Consider the following 18172-nt stretch of genomic DNA (forward strand, 5'->3'; position numbering starts at 1 on the left):
ACCGGTGTTCGTCGGACGAACCGCGGATGATCGCGGCGCGGAACACGAACACCGGTGTCTTGCAAGATCTGTCCGGCGCCGGGCGTCCGGCCGGGAGGCTCGGGGCTACTCCGGCAGGTCGGCCGGCGTCGCCTCGTGGTGGCGCCGGGCGCGCGTGCGCCGGTCCTCCTTCATGCCCGCCTCGAGCAGGTGGCGGCGGCCCCCCGCGAGGTCGTCCCGCGCGGTGCGCTCCAGGTCCTTGGCGAGCGCGTAGTATCCGTCGTCGTAGTCCTCGACGATCTGGAACGTCCACCGGCCCTCGATGACGTTCCGCCCGATCAGCTCCGTGTCGATGCGGTCAGCGAGCTCGGTGTGCCCGGCCTTCCGGAGCTGCTCGACGGCGTCCCCGAAGCCGAGGTCCGCCTTGCCCGTCAGGCGGTGGAACCCGTAGAGGTAGCCGCGAGCGTGCTCGAGCACCTCGAGCGCCGCGGAGAGCGTCCCGAGTGCCTCGACGGTCTCCTCGGACACCCCCTCTGGCACCTGGTGGGCGGCGTCCGGTCCCTGTCCGTCGTTCGTCATGTGACCCCGTCTACACGAGCAGTCCCGGAACCGCTCCCGGGATCCGACGGCGGTTGCAGGAGCCTCGACCGACGCCTACCATTCGAACACACGTTCGAATGAGGAGGACCCGATGATCGTCGTCGACGCAGCCACCACGGTCTGGTGGACCCAGGGGATGCCGGTGCGCATCGTGTGGCAGGGACGCCGCTGGCGCGTGTCCGACGTGCCGACACGACTCACCGTGACCCCGTCCGACCTGCCCACCGCCATCACCCACGCGCCCGAGCGGACTGCGGGGTGGCGCTTCCAGGTCACCGCCGAGGACGGCGAGACCCTGGTGGTCGACATCGTGCCCGACGGTGGCGGTTGGACGGTCGCGCGGACGTGGTCGTGACGCCGACTCGAGGTCCCGACGGGCCTCAGCGCGCCGACGTCGACTCGGTGGACGTCACGGCGCTGGTGGGCTGCTCTGGTCGCTCGGCTCGCTCTGGGCGCTCCGGTTGCCCCGGTCGCTCGGCTCGCTCCGGTTGCCCCGGTCGCTCCATCAGCCGCCAGGCCCCGCCCGTGAGCGGCGCGAGCGTCACGACCGTGTAGACGGCCACCACCACGCCGAAGGTCGCCGAGACGCCGATGCCCTCGGCAGCGAACCCGGCGAGCAGGCCGCCGAGCGGGATGCCGGCCCACGAGCCCGCCCCGAGCAACCCGAACACCCTGGCCCGCATGTGCACGGGGATCCGCTCGAGCTCGACCGCCCCGAGGATCGGGTTGAGCGACCCGGCCGCCAGACCGGACACCGCCGACGCCGCCAGCATCCACGGCAGCCCGAGCCCGAGCGCCGGCACGGCCAACGACGGTCCGCCGGCCAGCACGAAGCACAGCACGAAGGTGATCCGCCGTGGAACGCGATGGGCAACGTACCCGAACGCCACGGAACCGAGGAACGCCGCCCCGCCGAAGGTGCCCGTCACGAAGCCCAGCGCCTGCGCCCCGCCGAGACGTTCGTCGGCGTAGAGCGGCAGGAGCGTGGTCGACCGCGCCGCATCGAGCAGGTTCGTGACGAGGACGAGCGCGATGACGAGTCGGAAGAACGGATCGCGGACGCAGAACCGGAAGCCCTCGGCGATGTCGCGCCAGTACCCGGCGGACGGGACGGTTCCGTCATCACCCTCGGTCGCTGGGACGACCGACGCCTGCCGCACGAACAGCGCGGTCAGGACCGCCGCCCCGCCGAACGCGAGTGCCGTGCAGGCGAGCGCCGGCAACGGGCCGAGCAGCGCGACGAGCACTCCGCCGACGGGTGCACCGACGAGCACGGACAACCGGGCCGAGGCCTCGAAGTGCCCCACCGCTCGCTCGAGCGGCACGCCGGCCTCGGTCGCGAGCCCCGGCAGCAGCACCCGTCGGGCGGACTCCCCCGGCAGGTCGAACAGCCCACTGACGAAGACCAGCGCGAGCAACGCCCAGAACGGCAGCCCGACGGTCCATGCGAGCACCGGCATCGCGAGCAGGGTCAACCCGCTGACCACGTCCGAGCCGATGCTCGACCGCACGAACCCCACCCGTTCGATCAGCGCGCCGCCGAAGGGACCACCGAGGACGATCGGGACCGTCGCCATGAACGCCGCGATGCCGACGTCGGTCGCCGAGCCTCCGCGGGCGAGCACGGCGAACGGGACGCTGACGGTCGTGACGACGTTGCCGATGCGCGAGACGACCTGGACGGCGAGGAGGGCCCGCAGCCGCCCGCGCGGCGTCATGCGCGAGGCCGTCGGTACGCCTGGACGAGCACGGCGACCTGCTCGGAGCCGTCACCCTCGACGTGCTCGGCCCCGATCTCGCGGTACCGCTCCAGCACCTGCCACAGGTCGGCGCTCAGCTCTTCGAGCTCCGGCACGGTCAGCCGCATCACCCGGTCCGAACTGCTGCCCGCCGCGACCCACTCCCGCCCGAAGGTCGCCGCCTGGTCGACGTAGGCCTCGTAGTTCGCGGCGTACGTCCGCGCGACGGCTCGGTCCAGGGCGCTGACCGCGAGGGTGCGCTCGGGGTCGTCGAGCGCGTCCTCCAGCGACCACGACGAGGACCGGTGCACGGAGCGCCACCACCGCTCGCGGCGGTCCACGCCGAGGTCCGTCGCCGGCTCGATCAGGCCAGCCGTCGCGAGTCGACCGCAGTGGTAGCTGATGGTCCCGGGTGCTTCGTCGATCAGCTCACCGAGCATCGCGGCGGTCTTCGGGCCGTCGGTGCGCAGCAGCCCGAGGATGCGCAGGCGTGTGGGGTGCGCCAGGGCCCGCATGTGCGCCGGGTCGTCGATCCGTCCGTCGTCGTCCATCTGCCCACCGTAGAACCACAAGAGGTGTTGCGCAAGACATGTTGTGCAGTTGTCGGCGCAGCCGGGTCGTACCCGCGGTACGGTCGCGACATGACCCGGTGGATCGCGCTGCTGCGCGGCGTGAACGTGAACGGCATCACGATCCGATCGGCCGACCTCCGGACGCTGTTCGAGGAACGTGGGCACACCGACGTCCGCACGGTGCTGGCGTCGGGCAACGTCGTGTTCTCGTCCGAGATGCACGAGGCCGAGCTCAAGGTCGACGCCGAGCAGGCGCTCCGCGACCGCTTCGGGTACGACGCCTGGATCGTGCTCGTCCCGCACGATGCCCTCGCCGCGCTCGTCAGCGCGTTCCCCTTCGAGTCGTCGGCCGACCGGCACGACTACGTGCTCTTCGGATCGGACGACGCTGCGCTGGACGACCTGCTCGCCGACCTCGTGCTCGACGACACGGTCGAACGGGTCGCACGCGGCGACGGTGTCGTCTACTGGTCGTGTCCGAAGGGCTCGAGCACGGACACGGTCTTCGCGAAGCGGGCCGGCGCCGCACGCTTCAAGCGCACGACGACGACCCGCAACACGAACACCCTGCGCAAGCTCCTCTGAGCGTCACTTCGTCTGGTTCGGGTGATGCGTGTGCACCGCGATCACCTGCACGACCCGAGCTTCTTCGTCCACGGTGAACCAGATGCGTGCGCCCCGCTTGAGCTCGTGCTGCCGTCGGACCCACTCACGCCCCGAGTGCACGACGACGCCCAGTTCCCCGCGGAGTGCATGGCAGGCGAGGTCCTCGGTCAGCGGATCCGTCGTGAGCCGCTCCCACGCGCCGGCCAGGGCGTTGCGCTGCGTCGCGAGGACGTCACGCCACCCGTGCTCGGCAGCACGTGTGACGAGGACGATGGTGTACTCCGTGGTGCGGACCGGCCGCGCCACGCCAGATCGGCGCGCGGCCATCAGTCACGGCTTCTCGGCCACGACCGGCGGGTCGAGCAGGGTCGGCTCCGAGGTGTCCCACCCGGCGGCGATGGCCTCTGCCGAGTTGCGCCAGGCTTGCATCTCCAGCAGCAGCTTCCGGGGCTGCCGGAGGGAGAACGAACCGCGGGCCACCTCGACGATCTCCGTGGCGAACCGCTGCTGGTCAGCACGGCTCAGCAGCTTCAACCAGGGGTAGGGGATCGCCAGGCGGTCGTGCAGCGGCAGCGACTCGTTGACGGTGACCGCGGCGATGAGCTGTGCAGCGATGTCGAGGACGGCCTCGTCGTCGTCGGACCGTTCCTTCGTCGTCAGGACGAGCGGCGCACCGTCTCGTCGGGTGACCTCGAGTGGTTCCTGCTCAGCGGCAGCGAAGACGTCCTTCGCGTGGCGTGACAGGTCGGACGACTGCACGGAGCGCCGGCGGCGAACGGGAGCGAGGAGCGTCATGACACCACCGTATTCAGAACGTGTTCTGAACACAAGGGGAGAGGCCGTGTGAGACCTCGCACTGCCCAGGTCAGGACTGCGCGGGCTGCCCGTTGCTCGCCATCGTGCCGCCGTCCACGGGCAGGATCGCCCCGGTGATGAACGACGCCTCGTCACTGGCCAGGAAGAGCACGGCCGCCGCGACCTCCTCCGCACGACCACCGCGGCCGAGGGCGATGCGCTCGGCGAACTCCTGCTTGAGGGCCTCGTCCTCGGCCTGCTCCTGGGTCATGTCCGTCCAGATCAGGCCCGGCGCGACCGCGTTCACCCGGACGCCGGCGTGGCCGTTGTCGAGCGCGGCGGCCTTCGTGAAGTTCGACACCCCGCCCTTCGCCGCGTTGTACGGGCTCATGCGCCAGTCAGCGCCCTGGCCCGACACGGACGAGGTGTTCACGACCGACCCCTTCGTCTCGCGGAGGAACGGCAGCGCTGCCCGGGTGCCGTAGAACACGCTCGACAGGTCGGTCTCGATGACCCGGTGCCACTCGTCGGTGGAGATGTCGGTGACGTCGCCGGAGGTGAAGGTGCCCGCGTTGTTCACGAGGACGTCGACCCTGTCCCAGCGGTCGAGCGCCGCGGCGACGACGGTCTCCCAGTCCTCGGGCGAGGCGACGTCCGCGCGCAGGACGACGACGCGGTCGGTCGGCAGGTCGTCGCCGACGGCTCGGACCTTCTCCTCGACGCTGTCCACGAGGACGACGGAGGCCCCCTCGTCGACGAACGCCCTCGCCGTGGCCGCACCGATGCCGGAGCCGGCTCCCGTCACGATCGCGACCTTGCCCTCGAACCGCTTGCCCATGGTGGATCCTCTCGTTGCACGTCCGTGCCCGGGAGGGACGCCATCGGCCCGAGGGGCACAGCAGACCACCGTGCCCGCACCGGCCTGGACACGTGGCCAGGCGAGTGGACCGCCGGGGCCGCGCCGGGCCTCCACGCTGGACCGAGCCGCGCACCGTGGTGCGCGACCCGGTCCGGAGAGCCGCTACGCGGTGGTGTCGTCCGCGTCGAGGTCGCGCTCGAGCGAGATGGTCGGGATCGACGCCGTGATCACCGAACCGTCCGCGCGGAGCGTGCCCTGGATGTCGCTCGTCGTCGGGGCGTGCCCGGACATGCGCGGCCCGTGGTGCGGGATCGGCACGACGGTCGGGGCGCCGGTCTCGATGTCGTACGGCTGGTTGTGCACCCAGGCCGTGAAGCCGGACCCGGTCTCGACCGTGAACGTCATGCGCTCCTGCTCGAGGTCGACGCGCACGCGCGAGCCGTGCACCGTCAGGCGGTAGGTCAGGCGCTCCCACTGCTCGGGCAGCCGCGGGTTGAACGACATCTTGCCGCCGTGGTCGCGCATGCCGCCGAAGCCGTTGACGAGCCCGCCCCAGATGCCGCCGGTCGACGCGATGTGCACGCCGTCGGTGGTGTTGCCGTGCAGGTCGGCGAGGTCGACGTAGAGCGCCGTGTGGAAGTACTGCTCCGCGAGCTCGTGGTAGCCGACCTCGGCCGCCATGATCGACTGCACGACGGCCGACAGGGTCGAGTCACCGGTGGTGAGGGCGTCGTAGTAGTCGAAGTCGCGACGCTTCTCCGCCGGGGTGAACTCGTGGCCCTGCAGGAACAGCGCCAGCACGACGTCGGCCTGCTTGAGCACCTGGAACCGGTAGATCACGAGCGGGTGGTAGTGCAGCAGCAGCGGACGCTTGGACTCCGGCGTCCGCTCGAGGTCCCAGAGTTCCTTGTCGAGGAACTGGGCGTCCTGCGGGTGGATGCCACGGTGCGGGTCGAAGGGGATCTCCATCGACTCGGCGGCGTGCTCCCAGTCGACGATCTCGGACTCGTCGAGCCCGGTGCGGCGGACCATGCGGGCGTACTCGCCCGGGTCGTCGACGCTGAGCTGGCGGCACGCGTTGACCGCGAACCACAGGTTCGCCCGGGCCATCACGTTCGTGTACATGTTGTCGTCGACGACGGTCGTGTACTCGTCCGGACCGGTGACGCCGTCGATGTGGAACTTCTGGTCGCCGTTCGAGCGCCAGAAGCCGAGGTCCTCCCACAGCCGGGCGGTCTCGACGAGGATGTCGATCGCGCCGCGCTTCAGGAACTCGGTGTCCCCGGACGCCCGGACGTACTGCATCAGCGCATGGGCGATGTCCGCGTCGATGTGGTACTGCGCGGTGCCGGCGGCGTAGTACGCGCTGGACTCCTCGCCGTTGATCGTGCGCCACGGGAACAGGGCGCCGTGCTGGTTCAGCTCACGGGCGCGGGCCCGCGCGGAGTCGAGCATGTTGTAGCGGAACCGCAGCGCGTTGCGCGCGACGATCGGCGCGGTGTAGCTGAGGAACGGGAGGACGTAGATCTCCATGTCCCAGAAGTAGTGCCCGCCGTAGCCGGAGCCGGTGACGCCCTTGGCCGCGATGCCGTGGCCGTCGGTGCGCGCCGTCGCCTGCGCGAGCATGTAGAGGTTCCAGCGCACAGCCTGCTGGATCTCCGGCTGCCCGGCGATCTCGACGTCGCTGCGCGCCCAGTAGTCGTCCATCCACACGCGCTGCTTGGCGAAGGTCTCCTCGACCGTCTCGGCGTGGGCGCGGTCGAGCGTGCGGTCGCAGCGGTCGGCGAGTTCGCGCGCCGGGACGCCACGGGAGGTGTGGTAGACGATGTTCTTGGTCAGGCGGATCGGCTGGCCGGCCTTGGCCTGCACCCGGTACACGTGCTTGGCGAGGTCATCCTCGATCGAGGAGGACTCGTCCCACGTGTTCTCGGTCTCGAGCCGGTGCTCGACCCCGACGCAGATCGTCATGCCGGAGCTCTTGGCCTGGTACCCGAGCAGCGAGCGGGTCGCGGTGTTCCGCTTGAGGCGCGGTTCGAGCACGCGCTCACTGAAGGTCTCCGCCTTGCGGGGGTCGAACGCCGACGCCGACGCAGCCGCACGCATGCCGGCGTGGTACTCGTCGACGACGTCCTGGCGGTTGAGGATCTGGCTGGACAACAGGATCGAGGCGTCGTGGTCGAGCATCGTGACCTCGTAGTCGACGACTGCGAGGTGCCGGTCCGTGAACGACACGAGGCGACGCGACCGGATCAGGACGCGCTTGCCCGACGGCGTGGACCACTCGGTCTCGCGCAGCAGGAACCCGCCGCGGAAGTCGAGTCGACGCGTGTGCCGCAGGATGTCGGCCTCGGCGAGGACGAGGGGCTCGTCGTCCACGTACAGCCGGATCACCTTGGCGTCGGGCACGTTGATGATCGTCTGGCCGGTCTTGGCGAAGCCGAAGGCGTCCTCGGCGTGCCGGATCGGCCAGGTCTCGTGGAAGCCGTTGACGTACGTGCCGTACTGCACGCCGCCGCGGCCCTCGTCGAGGTTGCCGCGCAGCCCGAGGTAGCCGTTGCCGACCGCGAAGTTCGTCTCCGCGACGCCCTGCTCGTCCGGGGTGTACTCGGTCTCGACGAGCGCCCACTCGTCGACCGGGTACCGGACGCGGTCGAGGGGGTCCGAGGTGATGGGGTTCATGGGGCTCCGTGGGAGGGGAGGTGGTCAGGGGACGGCCTGGAGGCGCGGATCGCGCCGGTGGTCCGCCTACGTCGTCGGGACGGCCGGCTCAGTCGGCCCGGCCGGCTCGGGCAGCTCGGCGATGAGGTCGGCGAGGTCCGTCACGACGACGTCCGCGCCGTGCTCGCGCAGGGCGTCGGCACCAGCGCCGCGGTCGACGCCGACCACCAGGCCGAAGGAGCCGTTCCGGCCGGCGGCCACCCCGCTCGTGGCGTCCTCGACCACGACGCACTCGGCGGCGGTCAGGCCGAAGCGGCTGGCGGCGTCGAGGTAGGTGTCCGGCGCGGGCTTGCCTGCGAGGCCGTCTTCCCGCGCCACCATGCCGTCGATGACGACCGGGAAGCGCTCGAGGATGCCAGCGGTCCGGAGCACCGACTTGGCGTTCGCGGAGCTCGACACCACCGCGACGGACAGGCCGGCGTCGATGGCGGAGACGAGGAAGCGCAGCGACCCCGGGTAGGGCTCGACACCGTGCTCGGTCAGCTCGGCGGTGAACTCCGCGTTCTTCCGGTTGCCGAGCCCGCAGACGGTGTCCTGGTCGGGGTCGTCGTCCGGGGTGCCCTGCGGCAGCTCGATGCCACGGGCGTCGAGGAGCGAGCGCACGCCGTCGTAGCGCGGCTTGCCGTCGATGTACGCGAAGTAGTCCTGCTCCGTGTACGGCGCGACGCCGTGCGCGGCGAGGTACGGCGTGAACAGGCGGCTCCAGGCGCGCATGTGCACGTCGGCGGTGGGCGTGAGGACGCCGTCGAGGTCGAAGAGGAGTGCCCGCGCATCGGCGAGGCGCACGGGGGCGGACCGGTCTGACGACGTCATGGACACACCTTCCAGGGAGTCGTGTCGAACGAGTGGTGCGCCCGAGTCTAGGACCGCTCCAGGTGCCGCGTGGCACTCGGCGCCGCCCCTGTGGAGAGAGTTCACCGACGGTGGAGGACGTGCTCCTGACTGTGAGGGCGCGGAGAGGACAACCGGTTCGCTCATCGTGACGAAGGGGACACGATGACCGACACCACCGACCGCGCCGTCGACGGGCAGGGCTCCAAGCTCCGCCAGGCGATCACCGGGCCGCTGCTCTACCTGTTCATCCTCGGGGACGTCCTCGGCGCCGGCATCTACGCGCTGATGGGCACGCTCTCGAAGGACGTCGGCGGAGCGCTCTGGGCACCGCTGCTGCTGGCGCTGCTGCTCGCCCTCCTGACGGCTGGGTCGTACGCCGAGCTCGTGACGAAGTACCCGAAGGCCGGTGGCGCCGCGATCTTCGCCGAGCGCGCCTACAAGGTGCCGATCGTGTCGTTCCTGGTCGGGTTCTGCATGCTCGCCGCCGGTGTCACGAGCGCCGCTGGCCTGTCGCTCGCCTTCGCCGGGGACTACCTCGGCACGTTCGTCGACCTGCCCCCGGTGCCGACCGCCATCGTGTTCCTGGCGCTCGTCGCGTGCCTGAACGCCCGCGGGATCTCGGACTCGCTGAAGAGCAACGTCGTCATGACGGTCATCGAGGTGTCCGGCCTCGTGATCGTCATCGTCGCGGTCGCCGTGATGATGAGCGGCGGTGGCGGCGACGTCTCGCGCATCGGGGCGTTCCCGTCCGAGGCGAACCCGGCGCTCGCCACGCTGAGCGCCGCCATCGTCGCCTACTACTCGTTCGTCGGCTTCGAGACCTCCGCCAACGTCGCCGAGGAGGTCCGCGAGCCGCGGAAGGTCTACCCGCGGGCCCTGTTCGGCGCCCTGGCCACCGCCGGCGTCGTCTACGTGCTCGTCGGCCTGGCGAGCGCGATCGCCCTGCCCTCCTCCGAACTGCAGGAGTCGTCCGGCCCGCTGCTCCAGGTCGTGGCCGCCACCGGAGTGCCGATCCCGGACTGGGTGTTCAGCCTGATCGCCCTCGTCGCCGTCGCGAACGGCGCGCTGCTGACGATGATCATGGCGAGCCGCGTGACCTACGGCATGGCCGAGCAGCGCCTGCTGCCCACCGTGCTCGGGAAGGTCCTGCCGAACCGGAAGACGCCATGGACGGCCATCAGCGCGACGACCGTCGTCGCGATGCTGCTGACGCTCGTCGGCGACGTCGGCACCCTCGCCGAGACCGTCGTGCTGCTGCTGCTCTTCGTGTTCATCAGCACCAACGTCGCCGTGCTCGTCCTGCGCCGCGACCGCGTGGAGCACGACCACTTCCGGGTCTGGACCTTCGTCCCCGTCCTCGGTGTGCTGTCGTGCATCCTGCTGCTCACCCAGCAGAGCGGGCAGGTGTGGCTGTACGCGGCGATGCTGCTCGCGGTCGGCGTCGTGCTCTACCTCGTGGCGCGGGTCAGTGGAGGCCGGAAGCGCGGAGACCGTCGACCCACCGCGTGACGGCGGCGGCGATCTCGGCACGGGCCTGGGCACGCGGGATCGTCGCCGTGCGGTCGCCCGGCTGCGCGCCGTACGCCCCGAAGTCCGCGTGGTTGACGCCCTGCAGCTCCGTCATCGTCGCGCTCGCCGGCAGCCGCTCGCGGGCGGCGTCGACCTTCGCGGGCGTGGAGAGCCCGTCGCGGGACCCGGAGAGGCTCAGGACGTCCAGGTCCGACCCGGACAGGTCGTTCGCGCAGTAGCTGCCGAACAGCAGCAGGCCGGCGACCTCGGGGCTGTCGGCGAGCTGGCACGCCCGGACCCCGCCGAGGGAGTGCCCGCCGACGGCCCAGGTGTGGACCGACGGCACGTGGGCCTCGAACGTGGCGAGCGGCCGTGGGTCGAAGAAGGCCAGGTTGAGCGTCGGCTTCGTGATGACGACCGTCGTCCCGGCGGCGACGACCTGCCGGAACGACGCCATGTAGGCGTACGCGTCGACCTTCGCACCGGGGACGAACACGACGCCGACGCCGTTCGCGCTGCCCGTCGGCGTCATCACCACGGCGTCACCGGCGTCCCGCACGGCCACGCGGTCGTCACGCCAGACCTGCAGCGCGGCGGCACGGGTGCCCTGCATCACGATGTTCGCCCACACGAGGAAGACCACGACCAGGACGAGCACCACCGCCACGGTCCAGGTGGTCCATCGACGTGCTCGGCTCATCGTGTCTCCTCGGTCCGGTGTGCGGTGATCGTGAACGGTCCGTCGTCCGCGACCGCCCGGACGACCACGTCGACCCAGCCGGCAGCGGCGACGTCGGCCGCCAGGGCGTCGTCGGTCCGCTGGACCGTCACGGCGAGCACCCCGCCGGGACGGACGGCCACGAGCGCACGGCGGAGCACCCCGCGGAGCTCCGTCCGCCGCACGTGGCGCAGCAGTCCGGTCGCGAAGACGGCGTCGAACGGTCCGCCGAAGACCCCGGTCCGGACGTCGAGCACACGCGCACCGTGGCCGTCGGCCCGCAGCTCGTCGACGAAGGTCCTGGCCCCGTCCGTGCGCTCGACACGGAACCCGGCGGCTTCGAGGGCGAGGGCGTCCCGCCCGGCCCCCGACCCGAGTTCGAGCACGTTGGCGCCTGGTCGGACCAGCCCGGCCAGCACGTCGACCAGCCCGGAGGCGCGTGGGGCCGCCGGTGGGCCCGCCAGCACCCGGAGCATCACGACCTCGTGACGGCCGTCCGGCAGGGCGTCGCCGGGCACGGCCGATGCGGTGAAGCCGAGGCGTTCGTACGTCCGTCGGGCACGCGCGTTGTCGGGCATCACCGCGAGCTCGAGCACGGCGGCCCCGGTCTCGGCGGCCCAGCGGACGAGGGCGTCGACGAGGGCGTCCGCGACACCGCGGCCACGCGCGGCGGGGTCGACCCACATCGAGATCAGCTCGGCACGGTCGCCCTCGCCGGGGACCCCGCTCGCCATGCCGACCGCGTGGTCGCCCTCGTACGCGACCAGGTCGAGGGCGCCCGGGATCGACAGCCGGGCGCGCCAGCGGTCCTCCGGAGCGTCCGACCAGTCGGCGAGCCGTGAGCCGAAGGCCTCGGGCGCGTCCGCGAGCGCCGCCAGCCGGACCGGCCGCCACCGCTGCCAGTCGTCGGCGGTCATGGCCCGCAGGGTGATCGTCACGCTCCGACGCTAGCGCTCCCCGAGCCGGACCGGCAGTCGGGCCGACGGCGACGCTGCGGAGGAGGGCGAGCCTCCCGTCCGGACGCCGCTCGCAGCCGCGCGCCCACACGACGACGGCCCGACGTCCCCGGCCTGCAGCCGGGGCCCGTCGGGCCGGTCGTGGTGGGGGTGGGTCAGGCCGTGATGGCCGCGCGGATCTCCGCGGCGGCAGCACCGACGTCCGACGCGCTGTAGATCGCGCTGCCGGCGACGGCCACGCGTGCGCCGGCCTCCTGCACGGACGCGACGGACGAGGCGTTCACGCCACCGGCGACGGAGAACGGCACGCCGGACTCCTTGCCGGCGTCGAGGAGCTTCGAGAAGGTGAAGCCCTCCTCTGCCTGCTCGTCGAGACCGGCGTGCATCTCGACGAACTCGGCGCCCATCTCGGTGACCTCGCGGGCACGGGCGGCCTTGTCGGACACGCCGATCAGGTCGACGACGATGCCCTTGCCGTGGGCCTTGGCGGCCTTGACGGCACCGGCGATGGTGCTGTCACCGGCGACACCGAGCACGGTGACCAGGTCGGCGCCGGCGGAGAAGGCGATGTCGGCCTCGAGCTCACCGGCGTCCATCGTCTTGAGGTCGGCGAAGACGATCTTGTCCGGGTGGGCTTCCTTGATCGCGGTGACGGCGGAGAGGCCGGCTGCCTTGATCAGCGGCGTGCCGAGCTCGATGATGTCGACGTGCGGCGCGGCCGCGGCGGCGAGCTCGAGGGCCTTCTCGGTGGTCAGGGTGTCCATGGCGAACTGGAGCTGCATGAGTGTGCCTTTCAGTGGTTCATTCGAGGTTGGCGTGACGGGGCCAGAGGTCGTCGGCGGACTGCCCGCCCCTGGTCCACAGGGTGTGGAAGAGCGCGTCGCCGAGCAGGGCGACGCCCTGCTCGAACAGGCTGCCGGCGTACTGCGCGGACGCGGTGCCGGAGCGGTCGGTCTTCGTGGCGGCGGGGAGCACGAGCGTGACCGCGGCCAGCTCGGCGAGGGGCGAGTCCGCCGTGGTGGAGACCGCGATGACGGATGCCCCGACCTCGACGGCCTTCTGCCCCGCTGCGACGATCCCGGCGGTCGTGCCGGAGCCGCTCGCGACGAGCAGCACGTCACCCGGGCGGATCGCCGGGGTCGTGACCTCGCCGACGACGTGCACGTCGAGTCCGAGGTGCATCAGCCGCATCGCGGTCATCCGGAGCGCGAGTCCGGAGCGACCGGCACCGTGCACGAAGACACGGTCGGCGCCCTCGACCAGGTCGACGGCCTGCGCGAAGGGCGCGGGGTCGGCCGATCGGAGTGCCGCGGCCAGGTCGTCGAGCTCGCGGACGACCAGGTCGAGCGCGTCGGGGACGGTCGGTTGTGCCATGCAACCCACACTGGCCCTCCGCCCCTGGACGGACCGCTACCCGACACGGCGGGGGTCCCACCCGATCGGGTGGCCCCACCCACACGGATGGGAGACCCGCGTAGGTTCGGTGCGTGGACGACACAGCAGACACCGCCCTGGAGGCCCGGGTCGACCCCGGCGGACGGCTGGCAGCCGCGGAGCACGCCAGGACCGTCGCCGAGCAGGCCGACCGGCACGCCCTCACGCTGGAGTCGGTGCTCGCGGTGCTCCGGTCCTCGCGGGTCGGGGACGCAGCGGCTCGGGCAGAGGCCGTCGAGATCGCCTCGGCCGCCCTCGTCGAGCTGCGCACCGCGACCGACCTGCAGCGCGGAGCCCTGCTCGAACCGGTGACCGGGGCGTTCTCCCGGCTCCGCGCCGACCTCCGCCCGCTCGTGCGCTTCGGCGACCTCGACGTGCAGTTCGTCGAGCCGCCGGCCACCGGTCGCGCCCTGCCCGGTGACGTCGCGCACGCGGCCAGGGCGATCGTGCGGACGGCGGTCCTCGCGCTCGCCGACGAGGGTCGGGCGCAGCGGGTCCGCATCCAGTGGGACTGCGACGGCCGGAACCTGCTCATGCAGCTCCGCGACGACGGCGCCGGCACGCTCGACACCCATGACGACGCGATGCGGCCGATCGCCGAACGGGTCGCGGCCCTGGACGGACGACTCCGGGTCGACTCGACGCCGGCGTGGGGGTCGGTCCTCGACATCTCGCTCCCCCTCGACCCGCCGGCCGGGCAGGTCGACGTGGCCGACGACGCCGACCTGACCCCACGGGAGCGCGACGTGCTCCGGCTCGTCGTCACCGGCGTCGGCAACCGGGAGATCGCCGACGGGCTCGGCATCACCGTCAACACGGTGAAGTACCACGTGGCGAACCTGCTCCGGAAGCACGGCGCCCGCACCCGCGCCGAACTCGCCGCCGCTGCCGGCGCCCGCTCGTGACGAGCGCCGTGCTGCCTCAGGGCGTGAAGCGGTAGCCCATCCCCGACTCGGTGACCAGGTAGCGGGGGTGTGCGGGGTCCGGCTCGAGCTTCCGCCGCAGCTGCGCCATGTAGAGCCGCAGGTAGCCGGAGTCGTTGCCGTGCGTCGGACCCCAGACCTCGGTCAGGAGCATCTCGCGGGTCATCAGCCGGTCGGGGTTCGTGACCAGGACCTCGAGCAGCCGCCACTCGGTCGGGGTGAGCCGGATCGCGGGCCCCTCGGTCGACGTCACCTGCTTCGCGACGAGGTCCACGAGCAGCGGACCGATCGCGATCGACGGGGTCTCCTCGGACGCGACGACCCGCCGCCGACCGAGCGCCCGGAGCCGTGCGAGCAGCTCGTCCATCTGGAACGGCTTCGTCACGTAGTCGTCCGCGCCGGCGTCGAGCGCGTCGACCTTGTCCGCCGAGTCCGTCCGCCCGGACAGCACCAGCACGGGCACCTGCGTCCACGCGCGGATGCCCTGCAGGACCCCGATGCCGTCGAGCCTGGGCATGCCGAGGTCGAGCATCACGATGTCCGGGCGCTCGGTGATCACCGCGTCGATGGCGGCGCGGCCGTCCCGGGCGGTGACGACGTCGTACCCGCGGGCGGTCAGCGTCACGCCGAGGGCCCGGACGAGCTGCGGGTCGTCGTCCGCGATCAGGACCTTCATCGGGCTACCACTCCCAGGTGTCCGGCGATCGGCAGCCGCACCACCATGGTGAGCCCGCCGCCCGGGGTGTCGTCGACCTCGATGGTGCCGCCCATCCCCTCGGTGAAGCCCCGTGCCAGTGCCAGTCCGAGCCCCAGCCCGGTGTCGTTGTCGGTGTCGCCGAGCCGTTGGAAGGGCTGGAACACGTCGTTCCGCTGCACCTCGGGGATGCCCGGTCCGTGGTCCGCGACACGGAGCTCGACCCCGCCGCCGAAGGCGCTCGCCGCCACCCGGACGCTCGTGCCCTCGGGGCTGTAGCGGACGGCGTTCGCGAGCAGGTTCACGATGACGCGCTGCAGCAGCACGGGGTCGGCCAGCACCGGCGGCAGGTCCGCCGGCAGGTCGAGGTCGACGTCGTCCGGCCCGAGCTCCAGTTCGTCGAGGGCCGGCGCGACCACGGTCTCCAGCGGCAGCGGCACGGGTGTGACCGCGAGCACCCCCGCCTGCACCCGCGAGACGTCGAGCAGGTCGCCCAACAGCACCGCGAGCTGACCGAGGCTCTCGTCGGCGGTGGCGAGCAGGGCCTCCCGGTCGGTCTCCGACAGGCGGATGTCGCTGGCACGGAGGGTCTGCACGGCGGCCGAGGCGGCCGCGATCGGCCGGCGCACGTCGTGGCCGACGGCCGCGAGGATGGCGCTCCGCACCCGGTCCGCCGCCGCGATCCGCTCGGCGTCCACCGCGGTGCGGGTGAGTGCCCGGTGCTCCAGGGCGGCGTCGATCTGCTGCTCCACGACCCGCAGCAGGCGGCGCTGGGTCGGGTCGTCGGGTGCGCCGGCGAACTCCAGGACGGCTCCGGACGGGAGGCTCGTGGTGGCGTCCGGCGCGTCGTCGAACGTCCCCGACGTGGCCGGCACGACGTCGCCCTGGCGGACGCGCAGCCCCGTGAAGCCGAAGGCCTCGCGGGTGCGGTCGACGAGTGCCTGCAGGGCGTCGTCGCCGCGCAGGACGCTGCCGGCGATCCCGACGAGGAGCCCGGACTCCGCCGCGGCCCGACGAGCCGTCCGGGAGCGGCGCGCGGACCGGTCCACCACGAAGCTGACGAGCACGGCGCTGATGACGTACATCACCAGGGCGACGAGGTGCCACGGCTGCTGCACGGTGACCTGGTGCAGCGGTTGGACGAAGAAGAAGTCGAGGCTGAGCCCCGAGAGCACGGCCGCGAACACCGCCGGCAGCATCCCGCCGACCAGCGCGACGACGAGGACGAGCAGCTGGTACGCCAGGACGTCGACCGTGATCGAGTCCGGGTCGTCGGTGAGGCTGAGCGCCCAGGTGAGCAGCGGCCCCGCGACGAGGGCGAGCACGAACGCGGCGACCACGCGGCCTCGGGACAGGCTGCCGCCGAGCTTGGGCAGGGCGATCCCGCCGCCGGCGCGCTCGTGCGTGACCACGTGCACGTCGATGTCGCCGGACTCCTGGATCACCGTGTTGCCGATGCCCGGACCGGTGACGGCCGCGGTCGCACGGCTGCGGCGGCTGACCCCGATGACGATCTGCGTCGCGTCGATCGACCGGGCGAAGCGCACCAGCGTCGAGGGCACGTCGTCGCCGACTACCTGGTGGTACGTCCCGCCGAGCTGTTCGAGCAGCGCCCGCTGCTTGCCGAGCGCACCGGGGTGGCGTTCCCGCAGCCCGTCGTTCGTCGTGACGTGCACCGCCGCGAGCTCCCCGCCCGCCGACCGCGCGGCGATCCGGGCTCCGCGGCGCAGGAGGGTCTCGCCCTCGGGCCCGCCGGTGAGTGCGACGAGGACGCGCTCGCGGGCCTCCCACCGGTGGTCGATCCCGTGTTCGGCGCGGTAGCGCTTGAGCGCGTCGTCGACCTCGTCGGCCAGCCAGAGCAGGGCGATCTCGCGCAGGGCGGTGAGGTTGCCGAGGCGGAAGTAGTTCGACAGCGCGGCGTCGATCCGGGCGGCCGGGTAGACCAGCCCGTCGGACAGCCGCTCGCGGAGGGCCTGCGGCGACAGGTCGACGACCTCGATCTGGTCGGCGGCGCGGACCACGGCGTCCGGGACGGTCTCCCGCTGGACGGTGCCGGTGATCTCGCGCACGACGTCCCCGAGGGACTGCATGTGCTGGATGTTCACCGTCGAGATGACGTCGATGCCCGCGGCGAGCAGGGCTTCCACGTCCTGCCAGCGCTTCTCGTGCGGGCCGCCGGGGGCGTTCGTGTGGGCGAGCTCGTCGACCAGGGCGACGTCGGGCCGGCGTGCGACGACGGCTGCGAGGTCCAGGTCGTCGAGCTCGACGCCGCGGTGCTGTTCGGTGCGGCGGGGCACGACCTCGAGCCCGTCGACGAGCGCGGCGGTGGCGGCGCGGCCGTGGGTCTCGACGACGGCGACGACCACGTCACGGCCCTCGGCACGCAGGCGGCGCCCCTCTTCGAGCATCGTGAAGGTCTTGCCGACGCCGGGTGCGGCACCGAGCAGGACCCGCAGCTTCCCTCGCTTCACGTGCTCATCCTCTCGCGTGCTGCCGTGGTCGTGGTGGTGGTGCGGGCGGGCCCCTTCGCAGAACACCGGTGTTCGTCGGTCGCACCGCGATTTCCCGCGGCGCGGAGGATGAACACCGGTGTCTTGCAGAGGGGGTGGGGGGTTACGGAAGGGGTCCCCGGGTCAGGACAGCGTCGCCAGGGCCAGGTTCAGCTCCAGGACGTTGACCGCGGGGCCCCCGAGGACGCCGAGCTGGCGGGACTCGGTGTGCGCGGCGACCAGGGCACGGACCCGCGACTCGGACAGCCCCCGGGCCTCGGCCACCCGGGCGACCTGCAGGCGGGCGTACTCGGGGCTGACGTCCGGGTCGAGGCCGGAGCCCGACGCCGTCACCGCGTCCGCGGGCACGTCGGCGGCTGCGACCCCGTCGGCCTTCGCGACCGCCGCACGACGCTCCTCGATGGCCTTGGTCAGGTCGGGGTTGCTCGGCCCGAGGTTCGACCCGGACGAGGCACCGGCGTCGTACCCCTCCTCGCCGGCCGCCGACGGACGGGTCTGGAACCAACGGTCGGCGTCCTTGCCGCTGACCGCCTGCCCGATGAGGGAGGAGCCGACGACCTTCCCGGACGCGTCGGTGACCATCGAGCCGTTGGCCTGGTCGTGGAAGGCGACCTGCCCGACGCCGAACACCGCGAGCGGGTAGGCGACGCCGAGCACGACGGTGGCGAGGACGGTGAGGCGGACGGCCACACCGAGTGAACGGACGGAACTGCGTGGTGATGCCAT

General features: G+C 72.2%; 19 protein-coding genes. 4 read left to right on the forward strand and 15 right to left on the reverse strand.

Going from position 1 to position 18172, the window contains the following annotated elements:
- Positions 1–105 precede the first annotated feature (105 nt).
- Positions 106–558 (reverse strand): hypothetical protein, encoded by a 453-nt coding sequence (locus ITJ68_RS00480; protein WP_194659413.1) that lies wholly within the window; start codon positions 556–558, stop codon positions 106–108.
- A 112-nt stretch (positions 559–670) separates the two neighbouring features.
- Between ITJ68_RS00480 and ITJ68_RS00485 the strand changes: the two genes are divergently transcribed.
- Positions 671–934 carry a hypothetical protein gene (locus ITJ68_RS00485; RefSeq protein WP_194659414.1) on the forward strand — a complete coding sequence of 88 codons (264 nt, stop codon included), beginning with the start codon at positions 671–673 and terminating at the stop codon, positions 932–934.
- A 25-nt stretch (positions 935–959) separates the two neighbouring features.
- Here the strand turns inward: ITJ68_RS00485 and ITJ68_RS00490 are convergent, their stop codons facing one another.
- Both ITJ68_RS00490 and ITJ68_RS00495 read right to left on the reverse strand, forming a co-directional pair.
- A complete protein-coding gene (locus ITJ68_RS00490; RefSeq protein ID WP_194659415.1) occupies positions 960–2297 on the reverse strand; it encodes an MFS transporter in 1338 nt (445 codons plus the stop codon).
- Positions 2294–2869: a winged helix-turn-helix domain-containing protein gene (locus ITJ68_RS00495; RefSeq protein WP_194659416.1), complete on the reverse strand. Its 576-nt coding sequence runs from the start codon at positions 2867–2869 to the stop codon at positions 2294–2296. The genes ITJ68_RS00490 and ITJ68_RS00495 overlap by 4 nt, the downstream gene beginning before the upstream one ends.
- Before the next feature lie 90 nt (positions 2870–2959).
- Between ITJ68_RS00495 and ITJ68_RS00500 the strand changes: the two genes are divergently transcribed.
- Positions 2960–3475, forward strand: a complete 516-nt coding sequence (locus tag ITJ68_RS00500) for a DUF1697 domain-containing protein (protein WP_194659417.1) — start codon at positions 2960–2962, stop codon at positions 3473–3475.
- 3 nt (positions 3476–3478) lie between these two features.
- Here the strand turns inward: ITJ68_RS00500 and ITJ68_RS00505 are convergent, their stop codons facing one another.
- From ITJ68_RS00505 to ITJ68_RS00525, 5 genes are all read right to left on the reverse strand, one after another.
- Positions 3479–3823, reverse strand: a complete 345-nt coding sequence (locus ITJ68_RS00505; protein WP_194659418.1) for a hypothetical protein — start codon at positions 3821–3823, stop codon at positions 3479–3481.
- 3 nt (positions 3824–3826) lie between these two features.
- Positions 3827–4291 (reverse strand): prevent-host-death protein, encoded by a 465-nt coding sequence (locus tag ITJ68_RS00510; RefSeq protein WP_194659419.1) that lies wholly within the window; start codon positions 4289–4291, stop codon positions 3827–3829.
- Positions 4292–4361: 70 nt separating this feature from the next.
- Positions 4362–5129, reverse strand: coding sequence for an SDR family NAD(P)-dependent oxidoreductase (locus ITJ68_RS00515; protein WP_194659420.1), 768 nt, complete (start codon positions 5127–5129; stop codon positions 4362–4364).
- 183 nt (positions 5130–5312) lie between these two features.
- On the reverse strand, positions 5313–7829 hold the full coding sequence (locus ITJ68_RS00520; RefSeq protein WP_194659421.1) for a glycoside hydrolase family 65 protein: 2517 nt from the start codon (positions 7827–7829) through the stop codon (positions 5313–5315).
- A gap of 66 nt (positions 7830–7895) precedes the next feature.
- On the reverse strand, positions 7896–8681 hold the full coding sequence (locus ITJ68_RS00525; protein ID WP_194659422.1) for an HAD family hydrolase: 786 nt from the start codon (positions 8679–8681) through the stop codon (positions 7896–7898).
- Positions 8682–8864: 183 nt separating this feature from the next.
- On the opposite strand from ITJ68_RS00525, the gene ITJ68_RS00530 reads away from it, so the two are divergent.
- Positions 8865–10211, forward strand: a complete 1347-nt coding sequence (locus ITJ68_RS00530; RefSeq protein WP_194659423.1) for an APC family permease — start codon at positions 8865–8867, stop codon at positions 10209–10211.
- Here the strand turns inward: ITJ68_RS00530 and ITJ68_RS00535 are convergent.
- The 4 genes from ITJ68_RS00535 to hxlB form a co-directional block, all read right to left on the reverse strand.
- Entirely contained in the window at positions 10168–10911 is a 744-nt protein-coding gene (locus ITJ68_RS00535; protein ID WP_194659424.1) for an alpha/beta hydrolase, read from the reverse strand. The genes ITJ68_RS00530 and ITJ68_RS00535 overlap by 44 nt on opposite strands.
- Positions 10908–11867, reverse strand: a complete 960-nt coding sequence (locus tag ITJ68_RS00540) for a bifunctional GNAT family N-acetyltransferase/class I SAM-dependent methyltransferase (protein ID WP_323743172.1) — start codon at positions 11865–11867, stop codon at positions 10908–10910. Before ITJ68_RS00540 ends, ITJ68_RS00535 begins: the two co-directional genes overlap by 4 nt.
- 173 nt (positions 11868–12040) lie before the next feature.
- Entirely contained in the window at positions 12041–12667 is a 627-nt protein-coding gene (hxlA, locus tag ITJ68_RS00545; protein ID WP_071276907.1) for a 3-hexulose-6-phosphate synthase, read from the reverse strand.
- 19 nt (positions 12668–12686) lie between these two features.
- The gene (hxlB, locus tag ITJ68_RS00550; protein WP_194659425.1) at positions 12687–13259 is read right to left on the reverse strand and encodes a 6-phospho-3-hexuloisomerase; all 573 of its coding nucleotides are present in this window, start codon (positions 13257–13259) and stop codon (positions 12687–12689) included.
- A gap of 113 nt (positions 13260–13372) precedes the next feature.
- Here hxlB and ITJ68_RS00555 point away from each other — a divergent pair, with 113 nt between their 5' ends.
- Positions 13373–14224 carry a LuxR C-terminal-related transcriptional regulator gene (locus tag ITJ68_RS00555; protein WP_194659426.1) on the forward strand — a complete coding sequence of 284 codons (852 nt, stop codon included), beginning with the start codon at positions 13373–13375 and terminating at the stop codon, positions 14222–14224.
- Between the two features lie 16 nt (positions 14225–14240).
- Here ITJ68_RS00555 and ITJ68_RS00560 read toward each other — a convergent pair whose 3' ends face one another.
- From ITJ68_RS00560 to kdpC, 3 genes are all read right to left on the reverse strand, one after another.
- Positions 14241–14918: a response regulator gene (locus tag ITJ68_RS00560; RefSeq protein WP_194659427.1), complete on the reverse strand. Its 678-nt coding sequence runs from the start codon at positions 14916–14918 to the stop codon at positions 14241–14243.
- The gene (locus ITJ68_RS00565; protein ID WP_194659428.1) at positions 14915–17407 is read right to left on the reverse strand and encodes an ATP-binding protein; all 2493 of its coding nucleotides are present in this window, start codon (positions 17405–17407) and stop codon (positions 14915–14917) included. The genes ITJ68_RS00560 and ITJ68_RS00565 overlap by 4 nt, the downstream gene beginning before the upstream one ends.
- Positions 17408–17569: 162 nt before the next feature.
- Positions 17570–18172, reverse strand: coding sequence for a potassium-transporting ATPase subunit KdpC (gene kdpC / locus ITJ68_RS00570; RefSeq protein ID WP_194659429.1), 603 nt, complete (start codon positions 18170–18172; stop codon positions 17570–17572).

Source organism: Curtobacterium sp. VKM Ac-1395 (genome assembly GCF_015350975.1).
Taxonomy (GTDB): Bacteria; Actinomycetota; Actinomycetes; order Actinomycetales; family Microbacteriaceae; genus Curtobacterium.